General features: G+C 67.2%; 22 protein-coding genes. 7 read left to right on the forward strand and 15 right to left on the reverse strand.

The window, feature by feature from the left end; translation table 11 throughout:
• Positions 1-88: 88 nt before the first annotated feature.
• The 5 genes from guaB to J7E80_RS18765 all read right to left on the reverse strand — a co-directional run bounded on the left by guaB (position 89) and on the right by J7E80_RS18765 (position 6,730).
• Complete coding sequence (gene guaB, locus J7E80_RS18745) at positions 89-1,600, reverse strand: IMP dehydrogenase (protein WP_215053735.1); 1,512 nt, start codon at positions 1,598-1,600, stop codon at positions 89-91.
• 202 nt (positions 1,601-1,802) lie between these two features.
• The gene (locus J7E80_RS18750) at positions 1,803-3,836 is read right to left on the reverse strand and encodes an acyltransferase family protein (protein WP_215053760.1); all 2,034 of its coding nucleotides are present in this window, start codon (positions 3,834-3,836) and stop codon (positions 1,803-1,805) included.
• 292 nt (positions 3,837-4,128) lie between these two features.
• Positions 4,129-5,739, reverse strand: a complete 1,611-nt coding sequence (groL, locus tag J7E80_RS18755) for a chaperonin GroEL (RefSeq protein ID WP_215053736.1) — start codon at positions 5,737-5,739, stop codon at positions 4,129-4,131.
• A gap of 85 nt (positions 5,740-5,824) precedes the next feature.
• Positions 5,825-6,118: a co-chaperone GroES gene (gene groES / locus J7E80_RS18760; protein ID WP_215053737.1), complete on the reverse strand. Its 294-nt coding sequence runs from the start codon at positions 6,116-6,118 to the stop codon at positions 5,825-5,827.
• Between the two features lie 216 nt (positions 6,119-6,334).
• Positions 6,335-6,730 carry a hypothetical protein gene (locus J7E80_RS18765; protein WP_215053738.1) on the reverse strand — a complete coding sequence of 132 codons (396 nt, stop codon included), beginning with the start codon at positions 6,728-6,730 and terminating at the stop codon, positions 6,335-6,337.
• 53 nt (positions 6,731-6,783) lie between these two features.
• Here J7E80_RS18765 and J7E80_RS18770 point away from each other — a divergent pair, with 53 nt between their 5' ends.
• On the forward strand, positions 6,784-8,013 hold the full coding sequence (locus J7E80_RS18770) for a class I SAM-dependent methyltransferase (protein WP_215053739.1): 1,230 nt from the start codon (positions 6,784-6,786) through the stop codon (positions 8,011-8,013).
• A gap of 26 nt (positions 8,014-8,039) precedes the next feature.
• Here J7E80_RS18770 and J7E80_RS18775 read toward each other — a convergent pair whose 3' ends face one another.
• Positions 8,040-8,858, reverse strand: a complete 819-nt coding sequence (locus J7E80_RS18775) for a shikimate 5-dehydrogenase (protein WP_311380881.1) — start codon at positions 8,856-8,858, stop codon at positions 8,040-8,042.
• Positions 8,859-8,942: 84 nt separating this feature from the next.
• Entirely contained in the window at positions 8,943-10,706 is a 1,764-nt protein-coding gene (locus J7E80_RS18780; protein ID WP_311380882.1) for a glycoside hydrolase family 3 N-terminal domain-containing protein, read from the reverse strand.
• 101 nt (positions 10,707-10,807) lie between these two features.
• Between J7E80_RS18780 and J7E80_RS18785 the strand changes: the two genes are divergently transcribed.
• Positions 10,808-11,959 carry a glutamate--cysteine ligase gene (locus tag J7E80_RS18785; protein ID WP_215053741.1) on the forward strand — a complete coding sequence of 384 codons (1,152 nt, stop codon included), beginning with the start codon at positions 10,808-10,810 and terminating at the stop codon, positions 11,957-11,959.
• Here J7E80_RS18785 and tsaD read toward each other — a convergent pair.
• Genes tsaD through J7E80_RS18815 form a run of 6 tightly spaced genes read right to left on the reverse strand, consistent with a single transcriptional unit; the run spans position 11,956 to position 17,286 of the window.
• Positions 11,956-13,074 (reverse strand): tRNA (adenosine(37)-N6)-threonylcarbamoyltransferase complex transferase subunit TsaD, encoded by a 1,119-nt coding sequence (gene tsaD, locus J7E80_RS18790; protein WP_215053742.1) that lies wholly within the window; start codon positions 13,072-13,074, stop codon positions 11,956-11,958. The genes J7E80_RS18785 and tsaD overlap by 4 nt on opposite strands.
• Positions 13,071-13,655 carry a ribosomal protein S18-alanine N-acetyltransferase gene (gene rimI / locus J7E80_RS18795; RefSeq protein ID WP_215053762.1) on the reverse strand — a complete coding sequence of 195 codons (585 nt, stop codon included), beginning with the start codon at positions 13,653-13,655 and terminating at the stop codon, positions 13,071-13,073. Before rimI ends, tsaD begins: the two co-directional genes overlap by 4 nt.
• 23 nt (positions 13,656-13,678) lie before the next feature.
• Positions 13,679-14,350, reverse strand: coding sequence for a tRNA (adenosine(37)-N6)-threonylcarbamoyltransferase complex dimerization subunit type 1 TsaB (gene tsaB, locus J7E80_RS18800; RefSeq protein WP_215053743.1), 672 nt, complete (start codon positions 14,348-14,350; stop codon positions 13,679-13,681).
• Complete coding sequence (gene tsaE, locus J7E80_RS18805; RefSeq protein ID WP_251037087.1) at positions 14,350-14,943, reverse strand: tRNA (adenosine(37)-N6)-threonylcarbamoyltransferase complex ATPase subunit type 1 TsaE; 594 nt, start codon at positions 14,941-14,943, stop codon at positions 14,350-14,352. The genes tsaB and tsaE overlap by 1 nt, the downstream gene beginning before the upstream one ends.
• Positions 14,940-16,145, reverse strand: a complete 1,206-nt coding sequence (gene alr / locus J7E80_RS18810) for an alanine racemase (protein WP_215053744.1) — start codon at positions 16,143-16,145, stop codon at positions 14,940-14,942. The genes tsaE and alr overlap by 4 nt, the downstream gene beginning before the upstream one ends.
• 49 nt (positions 16,146-16,194) lie before the next feature.
• On the reverse strand, positions 16,195-17,286 hold the full coding sequence (locus J7E80_RS18815; protein ID WP_215053745.1) for a PfkB family carbohydrate kinase: 1,092 nt from the start codon (positions 17,284-17,286) through the stop codon (positions 16,195-16,197).
• A 128-nt stretch (positions 17,287-17,414) separates the two neighbouring features.
• Here J7E80_RS18815 and J7E80_RS18820 point away from each other — a divergent pair, with 128 nt between their 5' ends.
• Positions 17,415-18,941, forward strand: coding sequence for a 6-phospho-beta-glucosidase (locus J7E80_RS18820; RefSeq protein ID WP_215053746.1), 1,527 nt, complete (start codon positions 17,415-17,417; stop codon positions 18,939-18,941).
• 74 nt (positions 18,942-19,015) lie between these two features.
• Here J7E80_RS18820 and J7E80_RS18825 read toward each other — a convergent pair whose 3' ends face one another.
• Positions 19,016-20,278, reverse strand: coding sequence for a glycosyltransferase (locus tag J7E80_RS18825; protein WP_215053747.1), 1,263 nt, complete (start codon positions 20,276-20,278; stop codon positions 19,016-19,018).
• Positions 20,279-20,426: 148 nt separating this feature from the next.
• Here J7E80_RS18825 and mshA point away from each other — a divergent pair, with 148 nt between their 5' ends.
• From mshA to J7E80_RS18840, 3 genes are all read left to right on the forward strand, one after another.
• Positions 20,427-21,704: a D-inositol-3-phosphate glycosyltransferase gene (gene mshA, locus J7E80_RS18830; protein ID WP_215053748.1), complete on the forward strand. Its 1,278-nt coding sequence runs from the start codon at positions 20,427-20,429 to the stop codon at positions 21,702-21,704.
• Positions 21,705-21,728: 24 nt separating this feature from the next.
• A complete protein-coding gene (locus tag J7E80_RS18835; RefSeq protein ID WP_215053749.1) occupies positions 21,729-23,411 on the forward strand; it encodes a formate--tetrahydrofolate ligase in 1,683 nt (560 codons plus the stop codon).
• Positions 23,412-23,652: 241 nt separating this feature from the next.
• Entirely contained in the window at positions 23,653-24,612 is a 960-nt protein-coding gene (locus tag J7E80_RS18840) for a DUF559 domain-containing protein (RefSeq protein ID WP_215053750.1), read from the forward strand.
• Between the two features lie 46 nt (positions 24,613-24,658).
• Here the strand turns inward: J7E80_RS18840 and J7E80_RS18845 are convergent, their stop codons facing one another.
• Positions 24,659-25,186, reverse strand: a complete 528-nt coding sequence (locus J7E80_RS18845) for a DUF2306 domain-containing protein (protein ID WP_215053751.1) — start codon at positions 25,184-25,186, stop codon at positions 24,659-24,661.
• A gap of 87 nt (positions 25,187-25,273) precedes the next feature.
• Here J7E80_RS18845 and J7E80_RS18850 point away from each other — a divergent pair, with 87 nt between their 5' ends.
• Positions 25,274-25,924, forward strand: a complete 651-nt coding sequence (locus J7E80_RS18850; protein ID WP_215053752.1) for a MerR family transcriptional regulator — start codon at positions 25,274-25,276, stop codon at positions 25,922-25,924.
• Positions 25,925-26,027 lie beyond the last annotated feature (103 nt).

Consider the following 26,027-nt stretch of genomic DNA (forward strand, 5'->3'; position numbering starts at 1 on the left):
GTGGTCGGCCCGCTGATTGAGGCCGGTCCGCTGATTGAGCCTGTCGAAATCACGGCTTCATCCCTACCCGCTCAACCAGCGGTGTAGGTCAGCGGGAGCCGTAGTTCGGCGCCTCGACCGTCATCTGGATGTCGTGCGGGTGGGATTCCTTCAGCCCTGCCGGAGTGATCCGGACGAACTTGCCGCGGGCCTTCAGCTCTGCAATGGTCGGCGAACCAACGTAGAACATGGTCTGGCGGAGCCCGCCCACCAGCTGGTAGGCGACGGAAGCCAGCGGCCCGCGGTACGCCACCCGGCCTTCGATGCCCTCGGGAATGAGCTTGTCGTCACCGGAAACATCGGCCTGGAAGTACCGGTCCTTGGAGTAGGACGTGTTCTTGCCTCGCGACTGCATGGCGCCCAGCGAGCCCATGCCGCGGTAGCTCTTGAACTGTTTGCCGTTGACGAAGATCAGCTCGCCCGGGGACTCGTCGCAGCCGGCCAGCAGGGAACCGAGCATCACGGTGTCGGCTCCGGCGACCAGCGCCTTGCCGATGTCGCCCGAGTACTGGAGGCCGCCGTCGGCGATCAGCGGAACGCCGGCCGGAATGGCCGCCTTGGCGGACTCGTAGATGGCGGTGATCTGGGGAACGCCCACGCCGGCCACGACGCGGGTGGTGCAGATGGAACCCGGGCCCACACCCACCTTGATGCCGTCGGCTCCGGCGTCAATCAGCGCCTGGGCCCCTTCACGCGTGGCGGCCTGGCCGCCGATGATGTCCACGTGCGCGGCGACCGGATCCGACTTCAGGCGGCGGATCATGTCCAGCACGCCCTGCGAATGGCCGTTGGCCGTGTCCACGAAGAGGGCGTCCACGCCGGCGTCCACGAGCTTCATGGCCCGTTCCCAGCCGTCACCGAAGAAGCCGATGGCGGCACCGACGCGCAGGCGGCCCTCGTCGTCCTTCGTGGCCAGCGGGTACTGCTCGGCCTTGGTGAAATCCTTGGTGGTGATGAGTCCCTTGAGGCGTCCCTGCTCGTCGACGAGGGGAAGCTTCTCGATCTTGTTGGTGGCCAGCTTGTGCGAGGCTTCGTCGCGGCTGATGCCGACGTGGCCGGTGACCAGCGGCATCTTGGTCATGACGTCGCTGACCAGGCGGATCGGGAAGTCCGATTCCGGCACGAAGCGGGTGTCGCGGTTGGTGACGATGCCGAGAAGGCGGTTGCCGTCGTCGACGACCGGAAGCCCGGAAACCCGGTACTGGGAGCAGAGCTCGTCGAGTTCCTGCAGTGTGGCCTCGGGCCGGATGGTCAGCGGGTTGGTGATCATCCCGGACTCGCTGCGCTTGACGCGGTCAACCTGGTCAGCCTGGTCATCGATGGACAGGTTCCGGTGCACGACGCCAAGGCCGCCCTGGCGGGCCATGGCGATTGCCATGCGGGACTCCGTGACGGTGTCCATCGCGGCGGACAGCAGCGGGGTCTCCACTGTGATCCGCTTGGAGATCCGGGAGGAGGTGTCGGCGTCGGACGGGATGACGTCCGTGTGGCCGGGAAGCAGCAGGACGTCGTCGTACGTCAGGCCGATGAAGCCGAACGGGTCATGTTCGGGCTGGGTCATGAGTGCGCCTCTTACCTTGGTTATTGGTTCACGGGTAGGGGTTGCAACTGATGACCAGCCCGTCATTACGGGACTGGCCTGTGCAGAAGTATTGAATAAATTCTAGAACCTCTGCGGCGATCCCCATATTCCGGAACGGCATTGTGAGCAATGGCACGCGGCCGCGGCCGCCCCGGCGGCGGCAGCGGCCGGCAGGTGTCTCTTACTTCCAGCCGGTGGCGGCGAGCAGCCGCTTCTCGAACATCGGGATCATGGACTGCACGTAGGTCTTGGTGAGGTGGTTATCGTCCTTGTAGACGTAGACATTGCCCACCACGGCAGGGCAGATGCCGCCGGCGCAGATGAAGTCGCTCATGTCCATCAGGTGCAGGCCCTTCACCTTGCCCTTGTAGGCGTCCAGCGGCGACGACGCTGCGAGTGACTCGCCCAGCGGCGCGTTGCACTCCGGCGCCTCGGCGCCGTGCTTTTGGACGCATTCGGGCATGTTGATGCTGAAGCGCGGGTTGTCCCGGATTCCTACGACATCCATGCCCGCGTCGGTGAACTGCTTGATGCCGTCCAGGTAGCCGGGCACTTCGGTTTCGAAGGGTGCTTCCTTGTGGGTCAGGGATGCCACCGTGAACACGGCATCAGGCTTGTGCTCCATGACGTAGGCCGCACTGGCTTTGTTGAAGGCGTTGCAATCGGCGTCCCGCTCGGGTGATTCGGCGCCGAACCGGCAGTTGCCCTTCAAGAGCGTAACCACCTCCCAGCCGTGATCCTTGGCGATGGGGCCGAGTGCGGCCATGTACTGCTGGGCGTGGGAGTCGCCGAGCACCACGATGCGCTTCGTCACCTTGTCCGGCCTGCTGTTCTGCAGGCAGCCGCTGAGTAGCGGGTCGCTGGGAACGTTGCCGTCCGTGCACAGTCCGTCGATGTCCGCCCACTCGTTATTCATGGCGGCGGGTGCCGGAATCACGGTGGCCTCCGGAGTGGGTTTGCCGGCATTTTCAGGCGCGAGGGCGGCCGCACCCGGTGTCAGCTCACGCGGCTGGGCGGCGGCGGCAGCTTCGTCCGCCGTCAGCCGCGTCTGCCAGACGGCAACCGGCCCGGCCAGCAGGGCACCGCAGGCAACGATGACGACGGCGGTCCGCCAGGCCCGCAGTTGCGGCCAGTGCCACTCGCGGAGCGGCTTCTCCACGAAGCGGGTGGTCAGCACGGCAAGGACCACTGAGGCGGCCACGATGGCCAGGCCCTGGACGAGGTTCGGCTTTTCGATCCCCGTGCCAGCCAGCGCCAGCACCAGGAGGGGCCAGTGCCAGAGGTAGAGGGCGTACGAGTTGTCGCCGAGGGCCACCAGGGGTTTGGAGCTCAGGAACCGGTCCACCCCAAACAGGCTGCCGCTCTGGCCGGCGATGATGATGGCAGCAGCCGCGAGCGTGGGCCACAGTGCGATGAAGCCGGGAAATGACCGGTCCACGGTGAGGACGAGTCCGCAGGAGATCATGGCCGCGAGCCCGCCCCAGCCAAGCACTACCCGCAGCGCCTTTCCGGGCTTGAGGTACGGCAGGGACAGCGCCAGCAGGGACCCCAGTGCGAATTCCCACAGCCGTGTCCTGGTGTCGAAGTAGGCGTAGGCCTGGTTCGTGGCGGTCTGGTCGATGGAGAAGATGAGGGACGCGATGAAGATGCCGGCGAAGACCACCACTAGGATGAGCCGGTAACTGACGTTCCGCCGGCGCCGAAGAAGCCGCCACACGAGGGCGCCGGCCGCAAAGGTGAGGGGCCACAGGATGAACACCTGGCCTTGGATGGACAGGGACCAGAAGTGCTGAAGCGGGCTGGCGCCGGCATGGTTCTGGGCGTAGTAGTCCACCGCGGCGTCCGCCAGCAGCCAGTTCTGCCGGTATAGCAGGGACGCCCAGGCCTCGTTGAGAACGTCCGGCCAGCGGCTCTGCGGAATGACGAGCCAGGTGCCCACCAGGACGCCGAGGATCACCACGACGGCCGCCGGGATCAGCCGCTTGAAGAGGTGCAGCCAGTGGCTCACGAGATGCAGCGGCTTGCCGCTTTCCACCTTGCGGACAAAGGACAGGGTGAGCAGGAACGCGGAGATCAGCAGGAAAATGTCCACACCGCCGGAGACGCGTCCAAGCCAGACATGGTAGGTCACCACCATGAGCACGGCCAGGGCGCGGAGGCCCTGGACCTCGGGCCGGTAGCCAGGCTTAGCCTTGATCTGGGCCGACCGCGGCATCTGGTCCGGAGCTTGGCGGAACTCCTGGCCCGGCTGGTCCACTGTTCTCGCTACAGTCACAAACATCCCCCTCAAAGCCGCGGCACAAAACATTCATGTTACCGTTTCGTGATCTTAGGGGACAAATTGGCGCGCCCCCGGGCGCGTCGCGACGGCGTGTCCTGAACAGGCGAAAAGGAGGAGCCGGCCCAGCTGTTGCTGGACCGGCTCCTCCTTGGGCGTTACCGCCGTGCGCGTTACCGCCGTGCGCGTTACCGCCGTGCGCGTTACCGTCGTGCGCGTTGCTGCAACCCTAGTGGCTGTGGCCTGCGTGCTCGTCTTCGTCGGCCGGCTTCTCCACCACGAGGGTCTCGGTGGTGAGAACCAGGGCGGCGATGGAGGCTGCGTTGCGCAGGGCTGCACGGGTGACCTTGACGGGATCAATGACACCCGCGGCGATCAGGTCCTCGTACTCGCCCGACTTGGCGTTGAAGCCGTGGTTGTTGTCCTGCTCGGCCACCCGGGCGGTCACGACATAACCGTCGTGCCCGGCGTTCTGGGCGATCCAGCGCAGCGGCTGGACCAGGGCGCGGCGGACGATGCCCACAGCCGCGGCTGCGTCACCTTCGAGGGCCGTGACAGCAGGGTCCTCGTCGAGTGCCTTCAGCGCGTGGATGAGGGCGGAACCGCCGCCGGCCACGATGCCTTCTTCGAGGGCGGCGCGGGTGGAGGACACTGCATCTTCGATGCGGTGCTTCTTTTCCTTCAGCTCGACCTCGGTGGCTGCGCCGACCTTGATCACGCCGATGCCGCCGGCCAGCTTGGCCAGGCGTTCCTGCAGCTTTTCCTTGTCCCAGTCGGAGTCGGTGCGGGTCAGCTCGGCGCGCAGCTGGGCAACCCGTGCTGCAACGTCCTCGGCCGAACCGGCGCCGTCAACGATGGTGGTGCTGTCCTTGGTGACCGTGATGCGCCGGGCGGTACCCAGCACCTCCAGGCCAACGGTGTCCAGGCTCAGGCCCAGCTCCGGGGAGACAACCTGCGCACCGGTCAGGGTGGCGATGTCCTGCAGCATGGCCTTCCGGCGGTCACCGAAGCCCGGAGCCTTGACGGCAACGACGTTCAGGGTGCCGCGGATGCGGTTGACAATCAGCGTGGAGAGCGCCTCGCCGTCGACGTCTTCAGCAATGATGAACAGCGGCTTGGAGCTCTGCAGCGCCTTTTCCAGCAGCGGCAGGAATTCCTGCACCGAGGAGATCTTGCCCTGGTTGATCAGGATGAGGGCGTCCTCGAGGACAGCTTCCTGGCGTTCGGCGTCTGTGACGAAGTACGGGGAAAGGTAGCCCTTGTCGAACTGCATGCCCTCGGTGAGGACCAGTTCGGTCTGCGTGGTGGAAGATTCCTCGATGGTGATCACACCATCCTTGCCGACCTTGCCGAAGGCCTCGGCCAGCAGCTCGCCGACCTCGTCGCTCTGGGCGGAGATGGCGGCCACGTTGGCGACCTGGGTGCCTTCAACGGGGCGGGCGTTCTCCAGCAGACGTGCTGCGACGGATTCAACAGCGATCTCGATCCCGCGCTTGATCTGGCCCGGGGCGGCGCCGGCAGCAACGTTGCGCAGGCCTTCCTTGACCAGGGCCTGTGCGAGCACGGTGGCGGTGGTGGTGCCGTCGCCGGCGACGTCGTTCGTCTTGGTGGCTACTTCCTTGGCCAGCTGGGCACCAAGGTTCTCGTACGGGTCATCCAGTTCGACTTCACGCGCAATGGTGACGCCGTCGTTGGTGATCGTGGGTGCGCCCCACTTCTTGTCCAGCACAACGTTGCGGCCGCGGGGACCAAGCGTCACCTTGACTGTGTTGGCGAGCTTGTCGATGCCGGCTTCAAGAGACCGGCGGGCAGCGTCGTTAAACGCAAGCTGCTTTGCCATGGTTTGTCCTTTCAAGACAGAACCCCGTGCTGCCGACCGGTCTGACGAAAATCAGACAGGATCAGCGGCACGGGGATCCAGAGAGTTACTTAACGACGATCGCCAGAACGTCGCGGGCAGACAGCACGAGGTACTCTTCGCCGCCGGTCTTGACTTCAGTTCCGCCGTACTTGGAGTAGATAACGACATCGCCGACGGCTACGTCGACCGGAACACGGTTGCCATCCTCGAAGCGGCCGGGGCCTACTGCGACAACTTCGCCTTCCTGCGGCTTCTCCTGCGCGGAGTCCGGGATGACCAGGCCGGAAGCCGTGGTCTGCTCGGCTTCGAGCGGGCGGACAACAATACGATCCTCAAGAGGCTTAATAGAGACCGACACTCGGACCTCTCCTTTTCGTCAGCAAATTCATGGACAGTAAAACTGTGGTGCCTTGGCGGCAGACCGTCGTCGCGGTGCCGGCAGCAGCCAGGCTGGCAGTTCTTCATGTGTTAGCACCCTCCTAGGGAGAGTGCTAATGATGACTCTATGTAAGGGGTTAGCACTCGGTCAAGGTGAGTGCCAGAATTTCGTCTGCGGTGAACACGTTGCCGGGCATCAGCGGCCGGCCAGCGCGTCGAACCCCACGTCCTCGCCGCCGTCGTCGTCGGTGTGCGGCGTATTTTTGCGCTGCCGGATGATCACGACGGCGGCCACGGCGGCTGTCACCGCTGAGGCAATGAGGAACACGACTCCGCCGACCCGCACCCCCGAGTAGAGGCCCCGGATTTGGCGTGCCTCGTCGGTCGCGTCGTTGATGTTCTTGCCGCCCACCGAGTAGACGGTGGAGTTGAACGAATCGAGCAGGAAGATGATCGCCAGCAGGATGAGGCAGACGATGGCGGCGGCGACGCCGGCGATCAGCGCAGGGCGCGCATAGCGGGCGAGGTGAGCGTACCGTGCCAGGCCGGTGCGGGCAGGCTGATCAGGGCTGGGCGTTGCGCTGGATTCCATTCAGACCACCCTATCGGCAAGCGGCCGGCGGGCACTCCACTAGGCTTGATTGCATGTCTGACGCACCGCAGGACCAGATCGCCCATCTCCTCACCGAAGAAGGATGGCAGTTGCTGGCTTCGCTGGGTCCCTACCGCGAGGACCAGTCCTTTGCGCTCAACTCAAGCCTGCGCAAGGCCGGGCACTCCCCCGCCCTCGTGTCGGCTGTGCTCACCCAGTCCCGGCTGCGGACCAAGGCGGAAGGCAAGTTTGGCGAGTTCGCGCGCCAGATGCTATTCACACAGGCCGGCCTTGAGCAGGCAACCCGGCTCAACGTGGCCGCGAGGCATGCCCAGCGCTTCGCCCAGGCGGGCATCCGGCACGTCGCCGATCTCGGCTGCGGCCTGGGCGCGGATTCCATGGCGCTCGCGTCGCTGGACATCGCCGTAACTGCGGTGGAAGTCGATGAAACCACCGCCGCGTGCGCCACGATCAACCTCATTCCGTTTCCGCACGCCACGGTGGTCCATTCGGACGCCACCTCGGTTTCACTCGGCGACGCCGACGGGGTCTGGCTGGATCCGGCCCGGCGCACGACGTCGACGTCCGGGACCAAGAGGATCTGGGACCCTGAGGCCTTTTCGCCGCCGCTCTCCTTCGTGGAATCACTCGCCGCCTCCGGGCTTGCGGTGGGCGTCAAGATGGGGCCGGGGATGCCGCACGACTCCGTGCCGGCCGGCTGCGAGGCGCAGTGGGTCTCGGTGGGCGGCGATGTCACCGAGGTCACGCTCTGGTTCAACGCCGTCGCCCGGCCAGAGGTCCGGCGGGCGGCCCTGCTGCTGGGCCCGCAGGGAGCGGCGGAACTCACCAGTGCCGAGGACTTCGACGGCGGCCCGGCGGCGCCCGTGGGCCCCGTGGCGGGCTACCTTTACGAGCCGGACGGCGCAGTGATCCGCGCCGGTCTCGTGGCAGACCTCGCCCTGCAGCTGGGCGGACACCTCGTGGACGAGCACATCGCCTACATCTGCGCCCCGGGACTCACGGACACACCCTTCGCCCGCGCGTACAAGGTCCTGGAGGTCATGCCGTACAGCGTGAAGGGACTCAAGGCCTGGGTGAAGCAGAACGGCATCGGCGTGCTGGACATCAAGAAGCGGGGCACGTCGGTCACGCCGGAGGAGCTCCGGAAGCAGCTCCTGCCGGCGGGGAAAAGCAGCGGGAAGAACGCGGGCAAGAAAACAGCCACCCTGGTCCTCACCAGAATCGGTGACGAAAGGGTGGCCGTCTCGGTGGAGCCGGTCTAGCCGGCTGCTGCCCGGGGGCTTTGAGCCTATTGCGCCCGCACGAACGCTTCGGCGTCGCGCACCTGCTGGTCGGTGGGGCGGATGCCCGTGTAGAGCACGAACTGCTCCAGCGCCTGGATCGTGGCCACTTCGGCACCCGTGATGACCTGTTTCCCGGCCGCCCGCCCCGCCTTGATCAGCGGCGTTTCCGGCGGCAGCGCCACCACGTCGAACACCACCTTGGCGGCCTCGATGGTCCCTGCGGGGAAGGACAGCCAGTCCGCTTCGGCGCCACCGGCCATGCCAACCGGTGTGACGTTGATGATCATGTCGGCCGTGGCGTCGCCGAGTTCCGCACTCCACCGGAATCCGTAGAGTTCGGCAAGGGCCCGGCCTGCGGCTTTGTTCCGGGCAATGATGGTGACGTCCTTGAAGCCGGCGTCCCTCAGTGCGGCTGCCGTGGCCTTCGCCATGCCGCCCGCGCCCCTGAGAAGCACCGAGGATTCCTTGGGAACCGCGTTGCGTTCCAGCAGTTGCTCGATCGCGGTGTAGTCGGTGTTGTAGGCGGTGAGGCGGCCGGCGTCGTTGACGATGGTGTTCACCGAGTCGATCGCCTTGGCCGACGGGTCCATGGCGTCGACGAGGGCAATCACGTCTTCCTTGTACGGCATGGATACGGCGCAGCCCCGGATTCCCAGGCCGCGGACGCCGGCGATCGCCAGGGCCAGATCGGTGGGAGCAAAGGCTTTGTAGATCCAGTTCAGTCCGAGCTGGTCATACAGGTAGTTGTGGAAGCGGGTCCCGTTGTTGCTCGGCCGGGCCGAGAGCGAGATGCACAGGGTCATGTCTTTATTCAGAATCGGCACCCCTCCATTAAACGGGCAGGCCGGAGGGTAACCGCCCAGGCAGGCCGGGCCGACGGGAATCTCCTGATTGTGACGCAGGTGCTGTCAGCGGCAGCCGGAACCTTGGCGGTAGGGACCGACGGCGGCCGGCAGTTTGCCGGGTGCTGCCGCCTTGCCGGCCAGCACGGCCAGCAGAGCCTTAAAGGCGCCTGGCGTGCGCCCGTAGAGGGCCACCTTCGTGGGTGCCGAAGAGCCGGCCAGCGGCCAGGGTGCGTCGAGGGCCACGGCAATGTCCCCGCCTGCGGGAGCGCCGCGGTAGCCGATCAGCGTCACCAGCGGCCCAGCACCGAGCGTAATGCCCGCATCCCGGGCCGCCGCAGCAAAGTGCGCCCGGTCGCCCGCCGTCCCGCCCGCCAGCCTCAGGCGGCCGGGCACCAGCGGCCCCCGGCAGGGGCCGGCGATAACCGTGACGGCGCGGGCGGACACCTTCGCGGACACATCCTCCGCGCTGCCTGCACGGGCGTGCGTCTTTGCGGATGCAGTGCGTCCCCGCCAGATCATCATTGTGACCACACGGCGGACTGCCTCATCGAGCCGCGGCAGCGGCAGCTTTCCGGCGGCGACAGCATTGACGATGGCCGTGTGGGCCGCGTTGACGTCTGCCGGCATCAGCAGCAGGTCAGCGCCGGCGGCAAGTGCGGCGGGGGCTGCCGAGCCGCGCGGGTACCGGGCGTTCACTGCCCCCATGTTGAGGGCGTCCGTGACTGCTACGCCCTTGAACCCCATGGACCGCAGTGCGGCATAGCTGGGCTTGGAGAGGGATGCCGGGACGCCCGGTTCGAGGGCGGGAACGGCGATGTGGCCGGTCATGATCATCGGAGTGCCTGCTGCGACGGCAGCCCGGAACGGTTTCCAGTCCCGGGCTTTCAGCTGGGCCACGGTGGCCGTCTGGACCGGAAGGTCCTTGTGCGAGTCCACGGTCACGGAACCGTGGCCCGGAAAATGCTTGATGCTGGACAGCACTCCGGCCGCCAGCATGCCGCGCGAGAATCCGATGCTGAGGTTACCGGCTGCACGGGGATCGGCGGACATGGAGCGGGCGCCGATCGTCGGGTCTGCGGGACCGATGGTGACGTCAGCGGCCGGCGCGAAATCAACGGTGAAGCCGAGGGCCGCGAGTTCTGCAGCCAGGCCCTTGCCGGCTTCGGTTGCCAGCGGCACGCTTCCGGCTGCCCCGTAGCTCATCGGGGTTGGCCATTGGGTGAGCGCCGCACCCAGGCGGGACACCACTCCCCCTTCCTGGTCCACCCCGATCAGGCCGGGCCAGGTTCGGCCCCCGGAACGGGAGGCTGCACCCAGGCGCCCGGTGGCGGCCGTCATGCGGCGGACATCAACGAGCCCGCCCGCTGTCCGCGGTACGTTGTCCCCCATGACCATGGAGCCGGCAAGGTGCAGCCGTTCAATGGTGGCTGCCTGCAGTTCATGGTTGAGTCCCGCATAGAACGGCATCAGCACCTGGCCAGCCTTCTGGCTCAGCGTCATCCTGGCCACGGCCGCGGCTGCCGCCTCCTGGTCGCGCTGCTGCGGCCCCCAGCCCAGCGGCGCCGTCCCCTTCCCCGCCGCCCGCCTCAGCGGCGTTGCCGCGGGCGCCCGTGCCGCCGTCGTCGGCTTATGTCCCGAACCTGACGCTGCCAGTGAACTCGGCGCCGGTGAACTGCGTTCCGGCGCCGGCCCAGATGACGGCGGCGTGCAGGATGCCGCCCCGAGCATCACCGCAAGGGCGGCAGCGGTCAGGGCGAGATTGGTGCGGGAGCGGTTGGCGGAAGCAGTCCTGTGAAAACTGTCACGCGCTCTGTGTAGCCAAGCCATCCTGTCGATCGTACCCCTGCACTAGACTTGGAAAACCGTTCCCCTGCAGCCGTCCTGCCGGAAATGGCCAGCGACGGGACAACATTCAGCGAGAGGAACACATGAAGATTGATTTCGCTTCATCCAGGCAATCAACTCTTGGTGTGGAGTGGGAGCTCGCACTTGTTGACGCCCAGACCGGTGAGCTTGCCTCCGTGGCGAACGAGGTCCTGCGCGGAGTCACCGCCAAACACCCCGAGCTGAACGAGGACGACGAACACCCGCACATCAAGCAGGAGCTTCTGCTGAACACGGTGGAGCTTGTCACCGGGATCTGCGAAACCGCCGCGGAAGCCAAGGAAGACCTGAGCCGGTCCCTTGCCGCCGTCCGCGAAGTTACGGATCCCATGGGCGTGGAGGTCTTTTCCGCCGGCAGCCACCCGTTCAGCCCGCCCCAGCTGCAGCCCGTCACGGACAAGGCCCGCTACGCCAAGCTGATCGACCGCACGCAGTGGTGGGGCCGGCAGATGGTGATCTACGGCGTCCACGTCCACGTCGGCCTGGACCGGCGGGACAAGGTGCTTCCGGTGCTGGACGGCCTGGTCAACTATTTCCCGCACTTCCAGGCCCTGTCCGCCTCCAGCCCGTTCTGGGGCGGCGAAGACACAGGCTACGCCTCCCAGCGGGCCCTCATGTTCCAGCAACTGCCGACGGCGGGCCTGCCGTTCCAGTTCTCCAGCTGGGAAGAATACGAGTCCTACGTCCAGGACATGTTCACCACCGGTGTGATCGACACGCTCTCGGAGATCCGGTGGGACATCCGGCCGGTGCCGAACCTGGGGACCATCGAGATGCGCATCTGCGACGGCCTGGCCACCCTGGAGGAAGTGGGTGCCGTCGCCGCCCTGACGCAGTGCCTGGTCCACGAGTTCTCCACCGTCCTGGACAACGGGGGCACCATTCCCACTATGCCGCCATGGCACGTCCAGGAAAACAAGTGGCGCGCGGCCCGGTACGGCATGGAGGCCATCATCATCCTGGACGCCCAGGGCAACGAGCAGCTCGTCACCGAACACCTGCTGGAGACCCTGAACCGGCTCGAACCCATCGCCGCGAAGCTCGGCTGCCCGGACGAACTGGCCGACGTCGAAAAAATTATCAGCCGCGGTGCCGGGTACCAGCGCCAGCGCCGGGTGGCTGAGGAAAGCGGCGGAAATCTCCAGGCCGTGGTGCTGGACCTGGTGAAGCAGATGAGGAACGGCCCTACCGCCTAAGCCGACCTGGCCGGCTCCGCTGCCGGTGCTGACACCGTCGTCACGGGCATCGACGAATCCGGGGCGAACCTGATGCCGCTGGGCTCGGTGCCGGCCATGACCAGCTGCGCCCCCAGGGCTGCCACCATCGCTCCGTTGTCCGTGCAGAGATCCAGCGGCGGAACGTGCAGCCTGATGCCAGCAGCCGAGCAGCGCTGTTCTGTGAGCTGGCGGAGCCGTGAGTTGGCAGCTACGCCGCCCCCGAGCAGGACGTTGGTGAGGCCGTGCTCCCGGCAGGCGAGGACAGCCTTGGCCGTAATGACGTCCACCACGGCTTCCTGGAACGCCGCTGCGATGTCTGCCACGGGGACGGTTTCACCCTTGGCTTCAAATTGCTCCACGCAGCGGGCCACGGCGGTCTTCAACCCGCTGAAGGACCAGTCGTAGCGGTGCCGCCCGGGCTCCTCCGCGGTACCCATGTATTTGGGCTGCGTAAGGCCCCGCGGGAAGCGGATGGCCTTGGCATTTCCCTCGCGGGCGATTCGGTCAATGGCAGGACCGCCGGGATATCCCAGCCCCAGGATTCTCGCCACTTTGTCGTAGGCTTCGCCGGCGGCGTCGTCAATCGTGGAGCCGAGCAGCTCAACGTCGTCGGTGATGCTGCGGATCCGCAGGATCTCGGTGTGGCCGCCGGAAACCAGCAGGGCGCCCAGGTTTTCGGGGAGCGCGATCGCGGGGAGTGCGTTCCCGGGGCGCGCGTCCAGAAGGCCAACGCCCACGTGGGCCACAAGGTGGTTGATGGCATACAGCGGCTTGCCCGTAGCCACGGCCAGGGCCTTCGCCGCGCACACCCCCACCATCAGGGCACCGGCCAGCCCGGGACCGGAGGTGACGGCGATGGCGTCGATGTCGGCCAGGGTCACGCGGGCCTCGGCGAGCGCCGCCTGGAGGGTGGGCACGAAGGCGTCAAGGTGCGCGCGGGAGGCGATTTCCGGGATAACCCCGCCGAACCTGACATGTTCGTCCATCGAGGAGGAAACGGTGTTGGTCAGGAGGTCCGTTCCCCGGACGATACCGACGCCGGTTTCGTCGCAGGAGGATTCAATGCCGAGCACGAGCGGCTGGGAACGGTTCATTGCTGGTCTGCCTCCGTGGCGGTGGTGTCGCCGGGCTGTTGGTGGGCCTGCTGTCCGGCGGGGTCCTGCTGAGGGTCCTCATGCGCGGGGTCCTGATGCACGATGTCCTGATGCACTGTGAGGACGTCCGCGAGCTCAAGCCGCATGATCAGGGCGTCGACGCCGTCGCGGTAGTAGTTCCGCCGGACATGGATCTGTTCAAAGCCGAACCGCCGGTAGAGCTGCTGCGCGCGGGGGTTGTCGGCCCGCACCTCCAGCAGGACATCCGCCGCACCGCGGCGCCGGCTCTCGTTGATCAGTTCCGTGAGCAGGGCGGTTCCGATGCCTTTGCCCTCATACTCCGGGATGACAGCGATGGTCTGGACGTCGGCGATCGGCTCGATGCACATTACGCCCGCATAGCCGATGATGCCGTCGGGCGTTTCCGCGATGAGGTAGCGGCGGGTTTCGGGCTGCGACAGTTCGTCCACGAACATCTGCACCGGCCAGGCATCCACGGGAAAGAGCCGCACTTCAAGTTCGTGAACCGCCGGGATGTCGGCCGGAAGCATGTCGCGCACTGTCACGCCCGGGCCGAGCATCCTGGCCTGTCCGGACACGCCGCTCACAGGGCGCGCTTCCGGGGTCCCGGGACCTGGGCGTCGGACTCGCGGAGGTACAGGGGCGTGGAGTCGGGAAGCTGCTCCCCGGACGCCAGCCGCGCCAGCGCGAACTGCCCCAGGTAGAGCGCGTCGGGCTGCTCCGAGCTGAAGTCCGGGTCGGCCCGGAGGACATCGGAGTAGAGCCCGGCACCGGCACCGTAGGCGGGCAGGTCCGGGAGATCCGCTGCGGAACCGACATGGGGCCCGTCCACGAGCTTCGGAAGTTGGCCCTCCTGCAGGGTGTACCGGGCCCAGTACACCTCTTTGCGCCGCGCATCAGTGGCCACCAAAAATTCCGTCGGCGCCTCCGTTGATTCGGCGACTTCCAGGGCCACGGCGTCCAGGCTCATCAGCCCGTGCAGCGGCTTGTCCCAGGCGAAGGCAAGGGTGCGGGCTGTGGCAATGCCCGAGCGGAGCCCGGTGAACGGACCGGGCCCGACGCCCACGACAATCGCGTCGATATCCGCACCGGTGACATCGGCATCGGCAAGCAGCGCCTCGATTCCCGGGGCGAGCACTTCGGCGTGGCTGCGCGTGTCTTCGGTGGAAAAGCTGCCCACAATGCCTTCGAGGGCATCATCGGACACGAGCGCGGCGCTGGCCACGGCCGAGGTATCGATGGCAAGGATGAGCATCAGGACGTCCCTTCGGTGGCCTGCTTCAGGACCGGCTGGTCCTCCCAGCGCGGGCCGAAGCCGCGGATGATGATGGTGCGGGGCTCGTCGTCGTCCTCCGCCTCGAAGTCCAAGACACCGTCTGTGCCCTGAGTGCCACCAACGATCCCGTTTCCGATGGTCCGGTGAAGCTCCACCTCGAGCCGGCTCTCGCTCAGGTGCTCCACGCGGTCACGCCCCCACTCCACCACCGTCACGGACGAATCCATGGTGTTTTCGAGGTCGATGTCATCGATTTCCGACGCCGATCCCAGCCGGTAGGCGTCCACGTGGACCAGGTCGGGGCCACCGGGGTTGGGGCCATCCGGGAGGTTGGGATGGATCCGCACCAGCACGAAGGTGGGCGAAATGATGCCTTCCCGCACACCCAGGCCCTCCCCGAGGCCCTGGGTGAACGTCGTCTTGCCGGCGCCCAGTTCACCCGTGAGGACCAGCAGGTCCCCCGCCCGGAGCACCTCCGCTAGTGCCGCGCCGAGCGCATGGGTCTGCTCCGCCGTCGTCACTTGCAGGGTTTTGACCCAGCGGGGTGAGGTGATGGCTGCCGGGAGGCTCATGGTGCCGGCGTTTCGTTGATGAAGGTGCGGGGCACCCGGGGGCTGATGCGCGTCACGATCTCATAGTTGATGGTGCCGGCGGCCCGGGCCCAGTCATCGGCAGTGGGGCCGCCGTCGGCGCCGTCGCCAAAGAGCTCCGCCTCCGCTCCAAGGACGCTGTGCCCTCCTGCCGAGACATTCCGGCGGCCAAGATCGATCACCATCTGGTCCATGGCGATCCTGCCCACCACCGGATACGTGACGCCTTCCACCCGCACTGGCCCGCCGGTGGCCACCCGCGGCACACCGTCAGCGTAGCCCAGCGGGATGAGGCCCAGCGTGCTTTCCCCGGATGTGTGGTAGTTGAGGCCGTAGGAGACGCCCTGCCCGGCGGGGACATCCTTGCAGTGAGACACCACGGTGCGCAGCGTCATCGCCGGGCGGAGGCCCAGTTCGGCGGAGGTCTGCCCCTCGAAGGGCGAGAGGCCGTAGATGCCCAGGCCCACTCTGACGAGGTCGAAGTGCGTGTCCGGCCGCGACAGGGCGGCCGGGGTGTTCGCGAGGTGCCGGACTTCCGGATCCACCCCGGCGTCCTCGGCGATCGCCAGGACTTCGCGGAAGGCAGCAAGCTGGTCATCGGTTTCAGGCCGTTCGGGTTCATCGGCCACGGCAAGGTGCGAGAAGATCCCCACCACGCGCAGCAGGCCCTGGTCCTGGTACTCCATGGCCTCGCCCACCAGACCGTCCCACACGTCCACGGTGGCGCCGTTCCGGCCAAGGCCCGTGTCCACCTTGAGGTGGACGCGCGCCGGTCGTTCCTGTTCCCGGGCCGCGGTGACGATCCGTTCCAGCTCCCAGCCCGAGCAGCCGATGTCGACCCCGGCGGCCACCGCCGCGCCGAAGTTGCTTTCCGGGGTGTGCAGCCAGGCGAGCAGGGGCGCTTCGATCCCGGCGGCGCGGAGGGCGAGCGCCTCCGAAATGTGGGCCACCCCCAGCCAGCTGGCTCCCGCCTCGAGGGCCGCGCGGGCCACCGGCACAGCCCCATGGCCATAGGCGTCAGCCTTGACGACCGCCATGACCTGGGCCGGGGACGCGGCATCGGCCAGCCGCCGGACGTTGTGGCGGATGGCCTCAAGGTCGATGATGGCTGATCGTTCAGGGGACGGGTGCGGCACCGGACCTGCTACCGGGGGGAGGTCTCCTGTTGCTGCTGGATAAGTCACTCTATTGATTCTAATGCTGGCGCAGGGGCCGGAGAATTTCCCGCAGCGTTCAGGCGTCGGAGAGGTGCGCGATGGTGGCCGCGGCCCGGCGCTGGGCCTCCGGCGGCACATCCTTGACGATGTCGGCGAGGAAGGCGTAGCGCCGGAGCCACTGGCTCCCCCGGCGCTCCGGCCTGGCGTTCGCCCGCTTCCACCAGTCGGCGATGTCGCCCCAGCCCGGAGCCGCGAGGGAGCCCCCGACTTCCTGCACGGCCAGCGCGGCGCACAGGTTGGCAAAGCGCAGCCGGTCACCCAGCGGCCAGCCCGCGAGGCAGCCCACGACGAACGCCGCGCCGAAACAGTCTCCCGCCCCGGTGGGATCATAGGCAGTCACGGGAAGGGACGGCACCCACTCCTCCTCCCCCGTCTCCGAGTCCACTGCCATGGCACCCTGCTGCCCCAGCGTCACCACGGCCACGGGCACGCGGTCCGCCAGCGAGTACAGGGCGGCCCAGGGATTCTCCTTGTCGGTGAACGCCATGGCCTCGCGCTGGTTGGGCATGAAGGCGTGGAAGTACTTCAGGTTCTCCAGCCGCGACTGTGACCACTCCCCGCTGGGGTCCCAGCCCACATCGCCGAACAGCTTAACGCCGTCCGAGTGGGCCGCAAGCACCCACGCTTCTAGGTCGTGGCCAAGGTCCGCCACGGCTGCCAGTGCGGGCGGCGGCTGCCCGATCAGCTCGGAGGATGTGACAGGAGCGGGATGGCCGTGGGTGACCATGGAACGGTCGTGGTCCACGCTGAGGGACACCGTCACCGGGGAGTGCCAGCCCGCAACGCGCCGGGACAGGGAAAGGTCCACATGCTCCTGCCCGGCGAGGATTTTCCAGTTGTAGTCCCCGTAGCCGTCGTCTCCGAAGGCGGCCGCAAGGCCCGTCCGCAGGCCCAACCGGGCTGCCGCGATGGCCTGGTTCGCCACGCCGCCGGGACAGCTTCCCATCCCTTCGCTCCAAATTTCCGTTCCGGGTTGGGGCGCATGCGGCAGCCCGGTGAAAATAATGTCCTGGAAGACCGTGCCGGCCAGCAGCAGATCGAAGCCCCCGGCCGTCGTCGTTCTGACGGCGGAGAGCGGGTCGAAGCGGCCTGCGGGAATCGCATCCATGTTCGGCAGACTACGCCGTGGGCGTCGCGGTTGAAACCCCGCATTCTGGGGGTGCCGTCCGGACGCGGGCCGGCTGCGCCGGTGAGCCGGGGAAGGTCTGCGGGAGGACTGCGCATAGACTCCTTGCCATGCGGCTCATGATCGCCGGCGGCGGCGGATTCCGGGTTCCCCTCGTATACCGGGCGCTATGCTCGGGGCCTTATGCCGGGCTGGTCCGGGAACTGGTGCTGTTCGACCTCGATCCCGGCCGCCTTGCGGCCATCAGCGCCGTGCTGCGATCCATGGCGCGGTCCATGGGACAGGGGTCCTCGGAGGCCGGGTCCTTAGAGACGGGGTCGGCGCCGGACGGAAGTGCCGCCGTCGGGCAACCTCCGGTGGTCACTGCCACGACGTCACTCCCCGAAGCACTCACCGGCACCGATGTGGTCTTCGCGGCGATCAGGCCGGGTGGAACGGCGGGCCGGATCGCCGACGAACGGGTTGCCCAGGACCTCGGGCTGCTCGGACAGGAAACCACCGGCGCTGGCGGCATCTCCTACGCGCTGCGCTCCATCCCCGCCATGCTGGAGCTCGCCCGCGAAATGCGGACGCATTGCCCCGACGCCTGGCTTGTCAACTTCACCAACCCGGCGGGCATGATCACCGAGGCGCTGCTGCCCGTGCTGGGCCGGAAGGTCATCGGAATCTGCGACTCCGCCAGCGCCCTGGTCCACCGCGCGGCCCGGGCTGCCGGCTTTCCATTGCCGGCAGGAAAGCTCGACGGCGTGGGCTACTACGGGCTGAACCATCTCGGCTGGCTGTACCGGCTGGAGTCCGGCGGCCGCGATCGCCTGCCGGACCTGCTGGGCGATGCCGGCGCGCTGGCGGGCTTCGAGGAGGGCCGGCTGTTTCCGCAGGCCTTCCTGCAGGAGCTGGGGGTCCTGCCCAACGAGTACCTGTTCTACTACTACGAAACTGCGCGCGCCGCAGCGGCAATGCGGGGCATGGACAGCACCCGGGGCGAGTCCATCCACGGCCAGCAGTCGGAGCTGTACCCGCGGCTCGCTGCCGCCGGGGACGCCGCGTTCGAACTGTGGGAGGCAGCCCGCAGGTCCCGCGAAGAGGGCTACCTGGCCGAAGCCCGGGCCGGCGGCGAGGCGCGCGATGCCGGCGACCTTGCCGGCGGCGGCTACGAACAGGTGGCACTGGCCGTGATGCGCGCCCTCACCACCCCGGGGCTGGCGGGTTCTGGTGACGCAGGGGCCGGCGAGGCAGGAGACGGCACCCAGCTCATTCTCAACACGCAGAACACCGCAGTTAGCGGGCCCGGCGGCTCGGAGGGCGGCGGGGAAGGCGGCTCGGAGCCGGCGATTCCCGGGCTGCCGGCGGACGCCGTCGTCGAAGTTCCCTGCACGGTGACCTCCACGGGAGCGGAGCCGATTCCCCAGGCCCGGCCGGCAGAACCTCAGCTGAGTCTCATGCAGCACGTGAAGCGCGTGGAACTCCTGACCGTCCGGGCGGCGAGCCTCGGCGACCGCGGCGCCGCGCTGGAGGCCTTCGCCGAACACCCGCTGGTGGGGTCCGAGGAACTCGCCGGACAGCTGCTTGCCGGGTACGAGGCTGCCTTCCCCGAATTAGGCCGGCTGTGGCAGGGCTCCGGAACGGGCAGTCGTTAACCCAGGCGTGCTACTTCAATCCTGTACTGGTTCAACGCCTGTACTGGTTCAACCCTTACAGTACGGCCGCGTCCTTACGTCCTTACAAGCAGCTCCAGCTCGTCGATGAGCCCGTCTACCCCGGGCGATGCGGCGATGGCTGCGCCGATGCGCCCGCTCCCGGCCTGGTACCGTCCGTCGCCCAACACCTTCTGCACCGCCTCGCGGATGGCGGCCGGTTTCGGGCGCCCTGTCCCGAGGTTGATCCCCGCGCCGGCCCAGGCAACCCGGGCAGCACCCTCCGGCTTGTCCTCGGTGTCACCGGCGACCACGATGGGAACGCCGCTCTCCATCGCATAGTGAAGGCCGCCGTATCCTCCGTTCGTCACGTACACGGCCACTTTCGGCAGGAGTTCGGCGTCCGGCAGGAACTCGGCAGCGCGCGCGTTCGCAGGGAGTGGCGGCAAATCACTCAGGGGGCGCCGGCCGGTGCTGACCACCACGGTCACGTCTTCCTGCTCGAGCGCTTCGAGAGTCGGCACTACCAGGGCCGTGAAGTCGGTGTTCGACACGGTTCCCTGGGTCACGTACACAACCGGGCGGGAACCGTCCAGATCCCCCCACCACTCGGGCTTCGGCTGGCTGGTGGGAACGTGCCGGGCAGTCGGGCCAAAGAAGCGCAGGTTCTCTGGGGCGTCTGATCGGGGGTATTCGAACTCAGGGACCGTAAACTGCGCAATGAGGTCCGCCCGCCGCGGCCAGTCGAGCACGAAAAGCCCGTCCAGCCCCACGCCGGTGAGATCGCGCATGATCGCCTCGACCTGACGGTTGCTGTCCCGCAGCAGGACGTTTTCCACCAGCCAGTTCAGCGTCCGGTTCCTCAGGCGGGCGGCGGGGCCGCGTCCCGGCGCCAGCCCGAAACCGAACGGCGCACAGTCCACGCTCGAGAGCGTGAGCGGCATGATGCCGCAGGCGATGACCGGAGGACGGTCCTCCAGCGGCAGCCCCGACAGCGTACCTGCGCCGACGAACGTGACCTCCGCCAGGACCAGGTCTGTCGGTTCAGCGTCTATCGCTGCCTGCAGTGCCTCGAACTGGCCGCGTGCCGGATCGATCACCAGCAGTCGGACGCCCTCCCTCACGGCCGCAATGCCCTTGGCGCTGCTGGCCTCGGGCGCATGCGCGGCCCCGGCTCCCAAGGGTACAAACTCCGCACCAACCGCCTGGACGGCCTCCTGGTAGGCAGGACCCGTCAGGAATCGCACACGGTGCCCGCGGGCGATCAGTCGCCGGGCCACCCCCAGCATGGGTGACACGTGGCCGTCGTGGGGACCGCTGCATACGATGATGGAAGTCATGGTTGGAGCCTACGGGCCGGCGGCGGAACGTCTACGACCGGCAACGTAATGGGAGCTTCAGGAGTAGTGTTTTACCGGATGCAGGTCCCGGTTAAGCGCCGCTGTTTGGTGCCGGGTGTGTGCGTTCCCGTGAAGCGAAAGGAGAGCGATGACCCTGATCAAGCGGGTGGCCTTCCTGTCGCTGCACACCTCCCCCATGGAACAGCCCGGTTCCGGTGACGCCGGTGGCATGAACGTGTATATCCGGGGCCTGGCCTCGGCCCTCGCGGAGAACGGCGTGGAGGTGGAGATCTTCACGCGGTCCACGGACGCCCGGCAGCCCGCCGTCGAACATCCGGACCCCGGCGTGTGCGTCCACAATGTCCTCGCCGGACCGCCGCGGAAGCTGCCCAAGGAGGAACTGCCGGAGCTGCTGCACAGCATGGTGGCCGAGATCGAGCGGATCCGCGAGCGTCAGCCGCACGGCCGCTATGACATCATCCACTCCCATTACTGGGTCTCCGGGGTGGCCGGGCTGGAGCTTTCCGAGCTGTGGGGCGTGCCGCTGGTCCACACCATGCACACCATGGCCAAGGTCAAGAACCTCCTCCTGCAGTCCGGCGAAAAGCCCGAGCCGCGGCGCCGCGAAGACGGTGAACACCGGATCGTGGACGGCGCTGCCCGGCTCATCGCCAACACGAGCGCCGAGGCCAGCGAACTCGTGTCGCACTACAACGCGGACTTCGACCACATCGACATCGCTCCCCCGGGCGTTGACCTCTCAGTGTTCACCCCGGCGTTCCGCAGCCGGTCGCGCGCCGAGCGGGGCGTCCCGCCGGGCACCTTCCACCTGCTGTTCGCGGGCAGGATCCAGCGGCTTAAGGGCCCGCAGATCCTGGTGAAAGCTGCCGCCCTCCTCCGCGGGCGCCGTCCGGACATCAATCTGAAACTGACCATTCTGGGAGCCCTGAGCGGGGCAAAGGATTTCAATCTGAAGTCGCTTGTCACCGCCGCCGGAATGGACGACGTCGTCACGCACCATCCGCCGGTCGGCGCGGCCGAACTGGCCGGCTGGTTCCGGTCGGCCGACGTCGTGGTGATGCCTTCCTACAGCGAATCCTTCGGCCTCGTGGCGCTTGAGGCCCAGGCCTGCGGCACCCCTGTGGTGGCCACGCGCGTGGGCGGCCTGTCGCGCGCCGTCTTCGACGGCCGCACCGGGCTGCTGGTGGACGGCCACCGCGCCGCCGATTGGGCCGAAGCGCTCGAAGCCCTCTACGACGATCCCGCGACGCGGGAGGACATGGGCCGTGCCGCTTCAGTCCATGCCCAAAGTTCCGGCTGGCAGCGCACCGCGGCCATCACGCTGGAGAGCTACCACGCCGCCGTCGAGGAGCATCACGCGAGTCACCCGGTGCCCGCCGGCTACGCTCCACGGCTCAGCGGCTAGCCACCAACCGCCACATGAAGGACGATGATGTCTGACAGCCCCCTGACTGACCTCCAGATTGCCCGCAATGCCACGCTGCGGCCCATCGAGGAGATCGCCGCGGCCGCCGGCATCGATGCCGAGGCGGTGGAACACTACGGCCGGTACAAGGCGAAGATCGATCCGGCGAGGCTGTCCGCCGCGGGTGCCATGGGGAAAGTCGTCCTGGTCTCGGCGATGTCGCCCACTCCCGCCGGTGAAGGAAAATCCACCACCACCGTGGGGCTGGCCGACTCGCTGGCCAGGGCCGGCCACAAGGTGATGGTCGCACTGCGTGAGCCTTCCCTCGGGCCAATCCTGGGCATGAAGGGCGGGGCAACGGGCGGCGGGTACTCCCAGGTGGTGCCCATGGACGAGATCAATCTCCATTTCACCGGCGACTTCCACGCGGTGACGTCCGCCAACAACGCCCTCATGGCCTTGGTGGACAACCACATCTACCAGGGCAACGAGCTCACCATCGATCCCCGCCGCATGACGTTCAAGCGCGTGCTGGACATGAACGACCGTGCCCTGCGGGAGGTGGTCATCGGCCTCGGCGGCCCGACCCAGGGCATCCCCCGGCAGGACGGCTTCGACATCACCGTGGCGTCGGAGATCATGGCGGTGTTCTGCCTCGCCACCGGCGTGGCCGATCTGCGCGAGCGGCTGGGCCGCATCACCTTCGGCTACACCTACGACCGCACGCCGGTCACGGTGGCCGATCTGGGAGTCCAGGGAGCACTCACCCTCCTGCTCAAGGAGGCCATCAAACCCAACCTGGTGCAGACCATCGCGGGGACTCCGGCCCTGGTGCACGGCGGCCCGTTCGCCAACATCGCGCACGGCTGCAACTCGCTCATTGCCACCCAGACAGCACGCCGGCTGGCTGACATCGTGGTCACGGAGGCCGGTTTCGGCGCGGACCTGGGGGCTGAGAAGTTCATGGACATCAAGGCGCGCGTCGCGGACGTGGCGCCGGCCGCCGTCGTCGTGGTGGCAACCGTGCGGGCCCTCAAGATGCACGGCGGGATGGCGAAGGACCAACTCAAGGAGCCCAACGTCGAGGCGCTGGCTGCCGGTGTGGCCAATCTCCGCCGGCATGTCCGCAACGTCGAGAAGTTCGGCGTCACGCCCGTGGTGGCCATCAACAAATTCGCCACGGATACGGCCGAGGAACTGGACTGGCTGCGCGGCTGGTGCGACGGGGAAGGCATCCAGGCTGCGGTGGCGGATGTCTGGGGCCGAGGCGGCGGCGGTGACGGCGGCGACGAACTTGCTGCCAAAGTGGCGGCTGCGGTTGCGGGACCCAGCAGCTTCCGGCACCTCTATCCGCTGGAACTGTCGGTGGAGGACAAGATCCGGACCATCGCGCAGGAGATCTACGGCGCCGACGGGGTGGATTTCTCCGTGCCGGCGCTGAAGCGGCTGGCGGACATCGAGAAGAACGGGTGGTCCGGGCTGCCGGTCTGCATGGCCAAGACGCAGTATTCATTCACGGACGACGCCTCCCGGCTGGGCGCGCCGAAGGGATTCACCATCCACGTGCGCGACCTCATCCCCAGGACCGGTGCCGGCTTCATCGTGGCGCTTACCGGTGCTGTCATGACGATGCCCGGCCTCCCTGCCGTTCCGGCAGCCATGCGAATGGATGTAGACGACGACGGCAATCCGGTGGGCCTCTTCTAACCCTCCCTCACCTCCCGCCGGCCCCTCCCCAACCCTCCCTCACATCCCGCCCGTCTATCCCCGCCCCTCCCTCACATCCCGCCGGTCTATCCCCGACCCTCCCTCACATCCCGCCGGCCCCTCCCCAACCCTCCCTCACCTCCCGCCGGCCCCTCCCCAACCCTCCCTCACATCCCGGTCGACCCAACTCGCCTGTGGATAACTTCTGCAGGACCAGCGCAATTCAGGTCACAATGCCGGTATGCAAATGCGCAATCAGCTGCCGGACACGCTCCTCTCGGCTCCATTCACATTGGAGGCGGCAAGGGCATCAGGCATTTCCGTAAGCCGGCTGCGGCGGGCCGACGTCGTCCATGTGGGCCGCGGACTGTACCGCCCGGCGGACTGGGACTTCGACCTTGAAGCGGCGGCGCGGGCGCTGTCGGCGGTGTCTCCAAGCGCCTGGATCTCCCATGTCACGGCGGGGCGCCTCCGCTGCCAGATTTTGCCTGTGTGGCTAGCCGATTCGACCGAGCTTCATCTGAGCAAACCGCGGTCCCTGCCGGAAGTGCGGCGTAAAGGGGTCTACGGCCATACGGTTCTGGCCCGTGAGGATGAGATTGAGTCCGTCGACGGCATCCGCATAAGCACGCGATCACGGACGTGGTTGGATCTGGCAAGACGCCTGTCAGTCAGCGAGCTGGTCTGCATGGGAGACGAGTTAATCCGCATTCCTCGGCTGAAGTTCGAGGGCCGGACCGAGCCGTTTGCAACGCCGGCAGGGTTGCGCTCCCTTGTGGACCGTCATCCGAATCTGCAGGGCGTTGTGCGCGCCAGGCAAGCATTGGACATGATGCGTGTTGGTGCGGACTCCGCCCCCGAATCGCTGCTGAGGCTGGCAATGGCCGACGCCGGTCTCCCGGAACCGGACCTCCAGGTGGCCTTAAGAATCGGCGACGCTGGGTCCCCCACTGCGGATCTTGGTTACCGTCATCGACGCCTCGCCATTCAGTACGACGGCGGACATCACCTTCTCGATGCCCAGGCCTTCAGCGACAGGCGGCGAGACAAGGCATTCCACTCCGCCGGGTGGACTGTTCTTACCCTCGACAAAAACGACCTCGCTGACGGATTCCAGCAGGCAGTCGGGAGGATAAAGCGAGCACTGCGCACCGCTTGGCTGGACCATCCCCAGGCCGCAGGCTTTGCCGACGCAATCTGAGGGAGCGTCCCGAGCCGGCCGGCCAAAACTGAGCGAGCGTCCCGAGTCAGCGGGCCAAAACTGAGCGAGCGTCCTCAGCAGATCGCTGTGACCTCCTCCGGCTCGTTACCGGAGGGCCAGAGCGACTGCCGAGCCTCAGCGAGGCGAAGATGACGGCCACGCTCAGGATGACGAGGGCGGCAACATAGACCCCGGTGGACGGGTCGTCTGCCAGGAGCCGCGGAATGGCCCGGCCCGGCACAGCGACGGCGAAGACAAATGCCACAGCAATACCGGCGTAGCTGCCCACCATGTTCGCGAGGTGAGACCGGATGTTGCCGCGGATGGCACTGACCAGTCCGAGGGTGACCGTCACCAGAGTGAAGGCGGAAAGCCCGTGCAGCCAGGTGAAGTGTCCTTCAGTGACGATCCAGAAGCTGCTAACGCAGACGTAGTACATGGCGGCAACCCACAGATACCCCATGCTGCGGTGGATGCGGTCCCGACGCCGGCGAAGGATTTGCAGGGGACCGATCGCAAGGACAAAAAGCGCAGCTATCACATGACTGGTAAGCAGTGTGTTCCAAGAGTCCATGGCTCTAGGATAGAAGCACTATCCAGTGGTTGTACATCAAGATAGCGGACGCTGGCTCTGCTATCCAACTAGCAGGCGGGAGGCAGAATGCAGCTCAAAGAGCTGAGCGAGCGCACAGGTGTTTCGGCGGCGAGCATCAAGTTCTACCTCCGCGAGGGACTGCTGCCCGCCGGCGAGTCGGTTCACGCCACGCGGGCCAGATACTCCCCTCAGCACGCCAGCCGTCTCCAGCTGATCCAAGCCCTGCGGACAGTGGTGGGCCTCACCATCGAGCAGATCCGGACTCTGGTGAAACTGGCCGACGACGGCGTGCCCCGCCTTGAGCTTCTCGCTGCTGTGCAGCGCACAGTGCTGGGCCTGGACCAAATGAGTACCGGGCACGGTGACGTCCCTGCCCAGGCGGGCGACGCCGTCGTACGCTTGCGGAACTGGCCGGACACACCCAGTGACGCCCGAGATGCACTGGACGCGCATGTGGCGCGGATGGAAAGCCTCGGCGTGCCGGTGACCACGGAACTCCTGGATGCCTACAGCAAGGCACTCGACGCCATCGCCGACCGGGACATTTCCGCGACCACCGCGCCGGAGGACACTAATGAGCTGATCCTGACGGCCGCCGTCGGCATGCACCTGCACGGTCAGCTGGTGCTCAAACTTCTTGCCCTGGCCCAAGCGAGTCACGCCATCCGGCGCTATAAAAACGACGCCGCAAAGCGCAACGCTCCCCCACAAAAGTGAGGGAGCGTTGAACCGAAACCGCACCAAAAGTGAGGGAGCGTTGAACCGAAAGCCACCAAAAGTGAGGGAGCGTCGGAGGGGTTAGCGCTCGAGGTCGCCGCGG

The organism is Arthrobacter sp. ISL-28 (genome assembly GCF_018613875.1).
Classification (GTDB): Bacteria; Actinomycetota; Actinomycetes; order Actinomycetales; family Micrococcaceae; genus Arthrobacter.

Bases quoted from the DNA above. Each gene is read 5' to 3' on its own strand.
- guaB (WP_215053735.1), bottom strand. From the start codon at position 1,600: ATGACCCAGCCCGAACATGACCCGTTCGGCTTCATCGGCCTGACGTAC.
- J7E80_RS18750 (WP_215053760.1), bottom strand. From the start codon at position 3,836: ATGCCGCGGTCGGCCCAGATCAAGGCTAAGCCTGGCTACCGGCCCGAG.
- groL (WP_215053736.1), bottom strand. From the start codon at position 5,739: ATGGCAAAGCAGCTTGCGTTTAACGACGCTGCCCGCCGGTCTCTTGAA.
- J7E80_RS18765 (WP_215053738.1), bottom strand. From the start codon at position 6,730: ATGGAATCCAGCGCAACGCCCAGCCCTGATCAGCCTGCCCGCACCGGC.
- J7E80_RS18770 (WP_215053739.1), top strand. From the start codon at position 6,784: ATGTCTGACGCACCGCAGGACCAGATCGCCCATCTCCTCACCGAAGAA.
- J7E80_RS18780 (WP_311380882.1), bottom strand. From the start codon at position 10,706: ATGGCTTGGCTACACAGAGCGCGTGACAGTTTTCACAGGACTGCTTCC.
- J7E80_RS18785 (WP_215053741.1), top strand. From the start codon at position 10,808: ATGAAGATTGATTTCGCTTCATCCAGGCAATCAACTCTTGGTGTGGAG.
- tsaD (WP_215053742.1), bottom strand. From the start codon at position 13,074: ATGAACCGTTCCCAGCCGCTCGTGCTCGGCATTGAATCCTCCTGCGAC.
- rimI (WP_215053762.1), bottom strand. From the start codon at position 13,655: ATGCTCGGCCCGGGCGTGACAGTGCGCGACATGCTTCCGGCCGACATC.
- tsaB (WP_215053743.1), bottom strand. From the start codon at position 14,350: ATGCTCATCCTTGCCATCGATACCTCGGCCGTGGCCAGCGCCGCGCTC.
- tsaE (WP_251037087.1), bottom strand. From the start codon at position 14,943: ATGAGCCTCCCGGCAGCCATCACCTCACCCCGCTGGGTCAAAACCCTG.
- J7E80_RS18815 (WP_215053745.1), bottom strand. From the start codon at position 17,286: ATGGATGCGATTCCCGCAGGCCGCTTCGACCCGCTCTCCGCCGTCAGA.
- J7E80_RS18820 (WP_215053746.1), top strand. From the start codon at position 17,415: ATGCGGCTCATGATCGCCGGCGGCGGCGGATTCCGGGTTCCCCTCGTA.
- J7E80_RS18825 (WP_215053747.1), bottom strand. From the start codon at position 20,278: ATGACTTCCATCATCGTATGCAGCGGTCCCCACGACGGCCACGTGTCA.
- mshA (WP_215053748.1), top strand. From the start codon at position 20,427: ATGACCCTGATCAAGCGGGTGGCCTTCCTGTCGCTGCACACCTCCCCC.
- J7E80_RS18835 (WP_215053749.1), top strand. From the start codon at position 21,729: ATGATGTCTGACAGCCCCCTGACTGACCTCCAGATTGCCCGCAATGCC.
- J7E80_RS18840 (WP_215053750.1), top strand. From the start codon at position 23,653: ATGCAAATGCGCAATCAGCTGCCGGACACGCTCCTCTCGGCTCCATTC.
- J7E80_RS18845 (WP_215053751.1), bottom strand. From the start codon at position 25,186: ATGGACTCTTGGAACACACTGCTTACCAGTCATGTGATAGCTGCGCTT.
- J7E80_RS18850 (WP_215053752.1), top strand. From the start codon at position 25,274: ATGCAGCTCAAAGAGCTGAGCGAGCGCACAGGTGTTTCGGCGGCGAGC.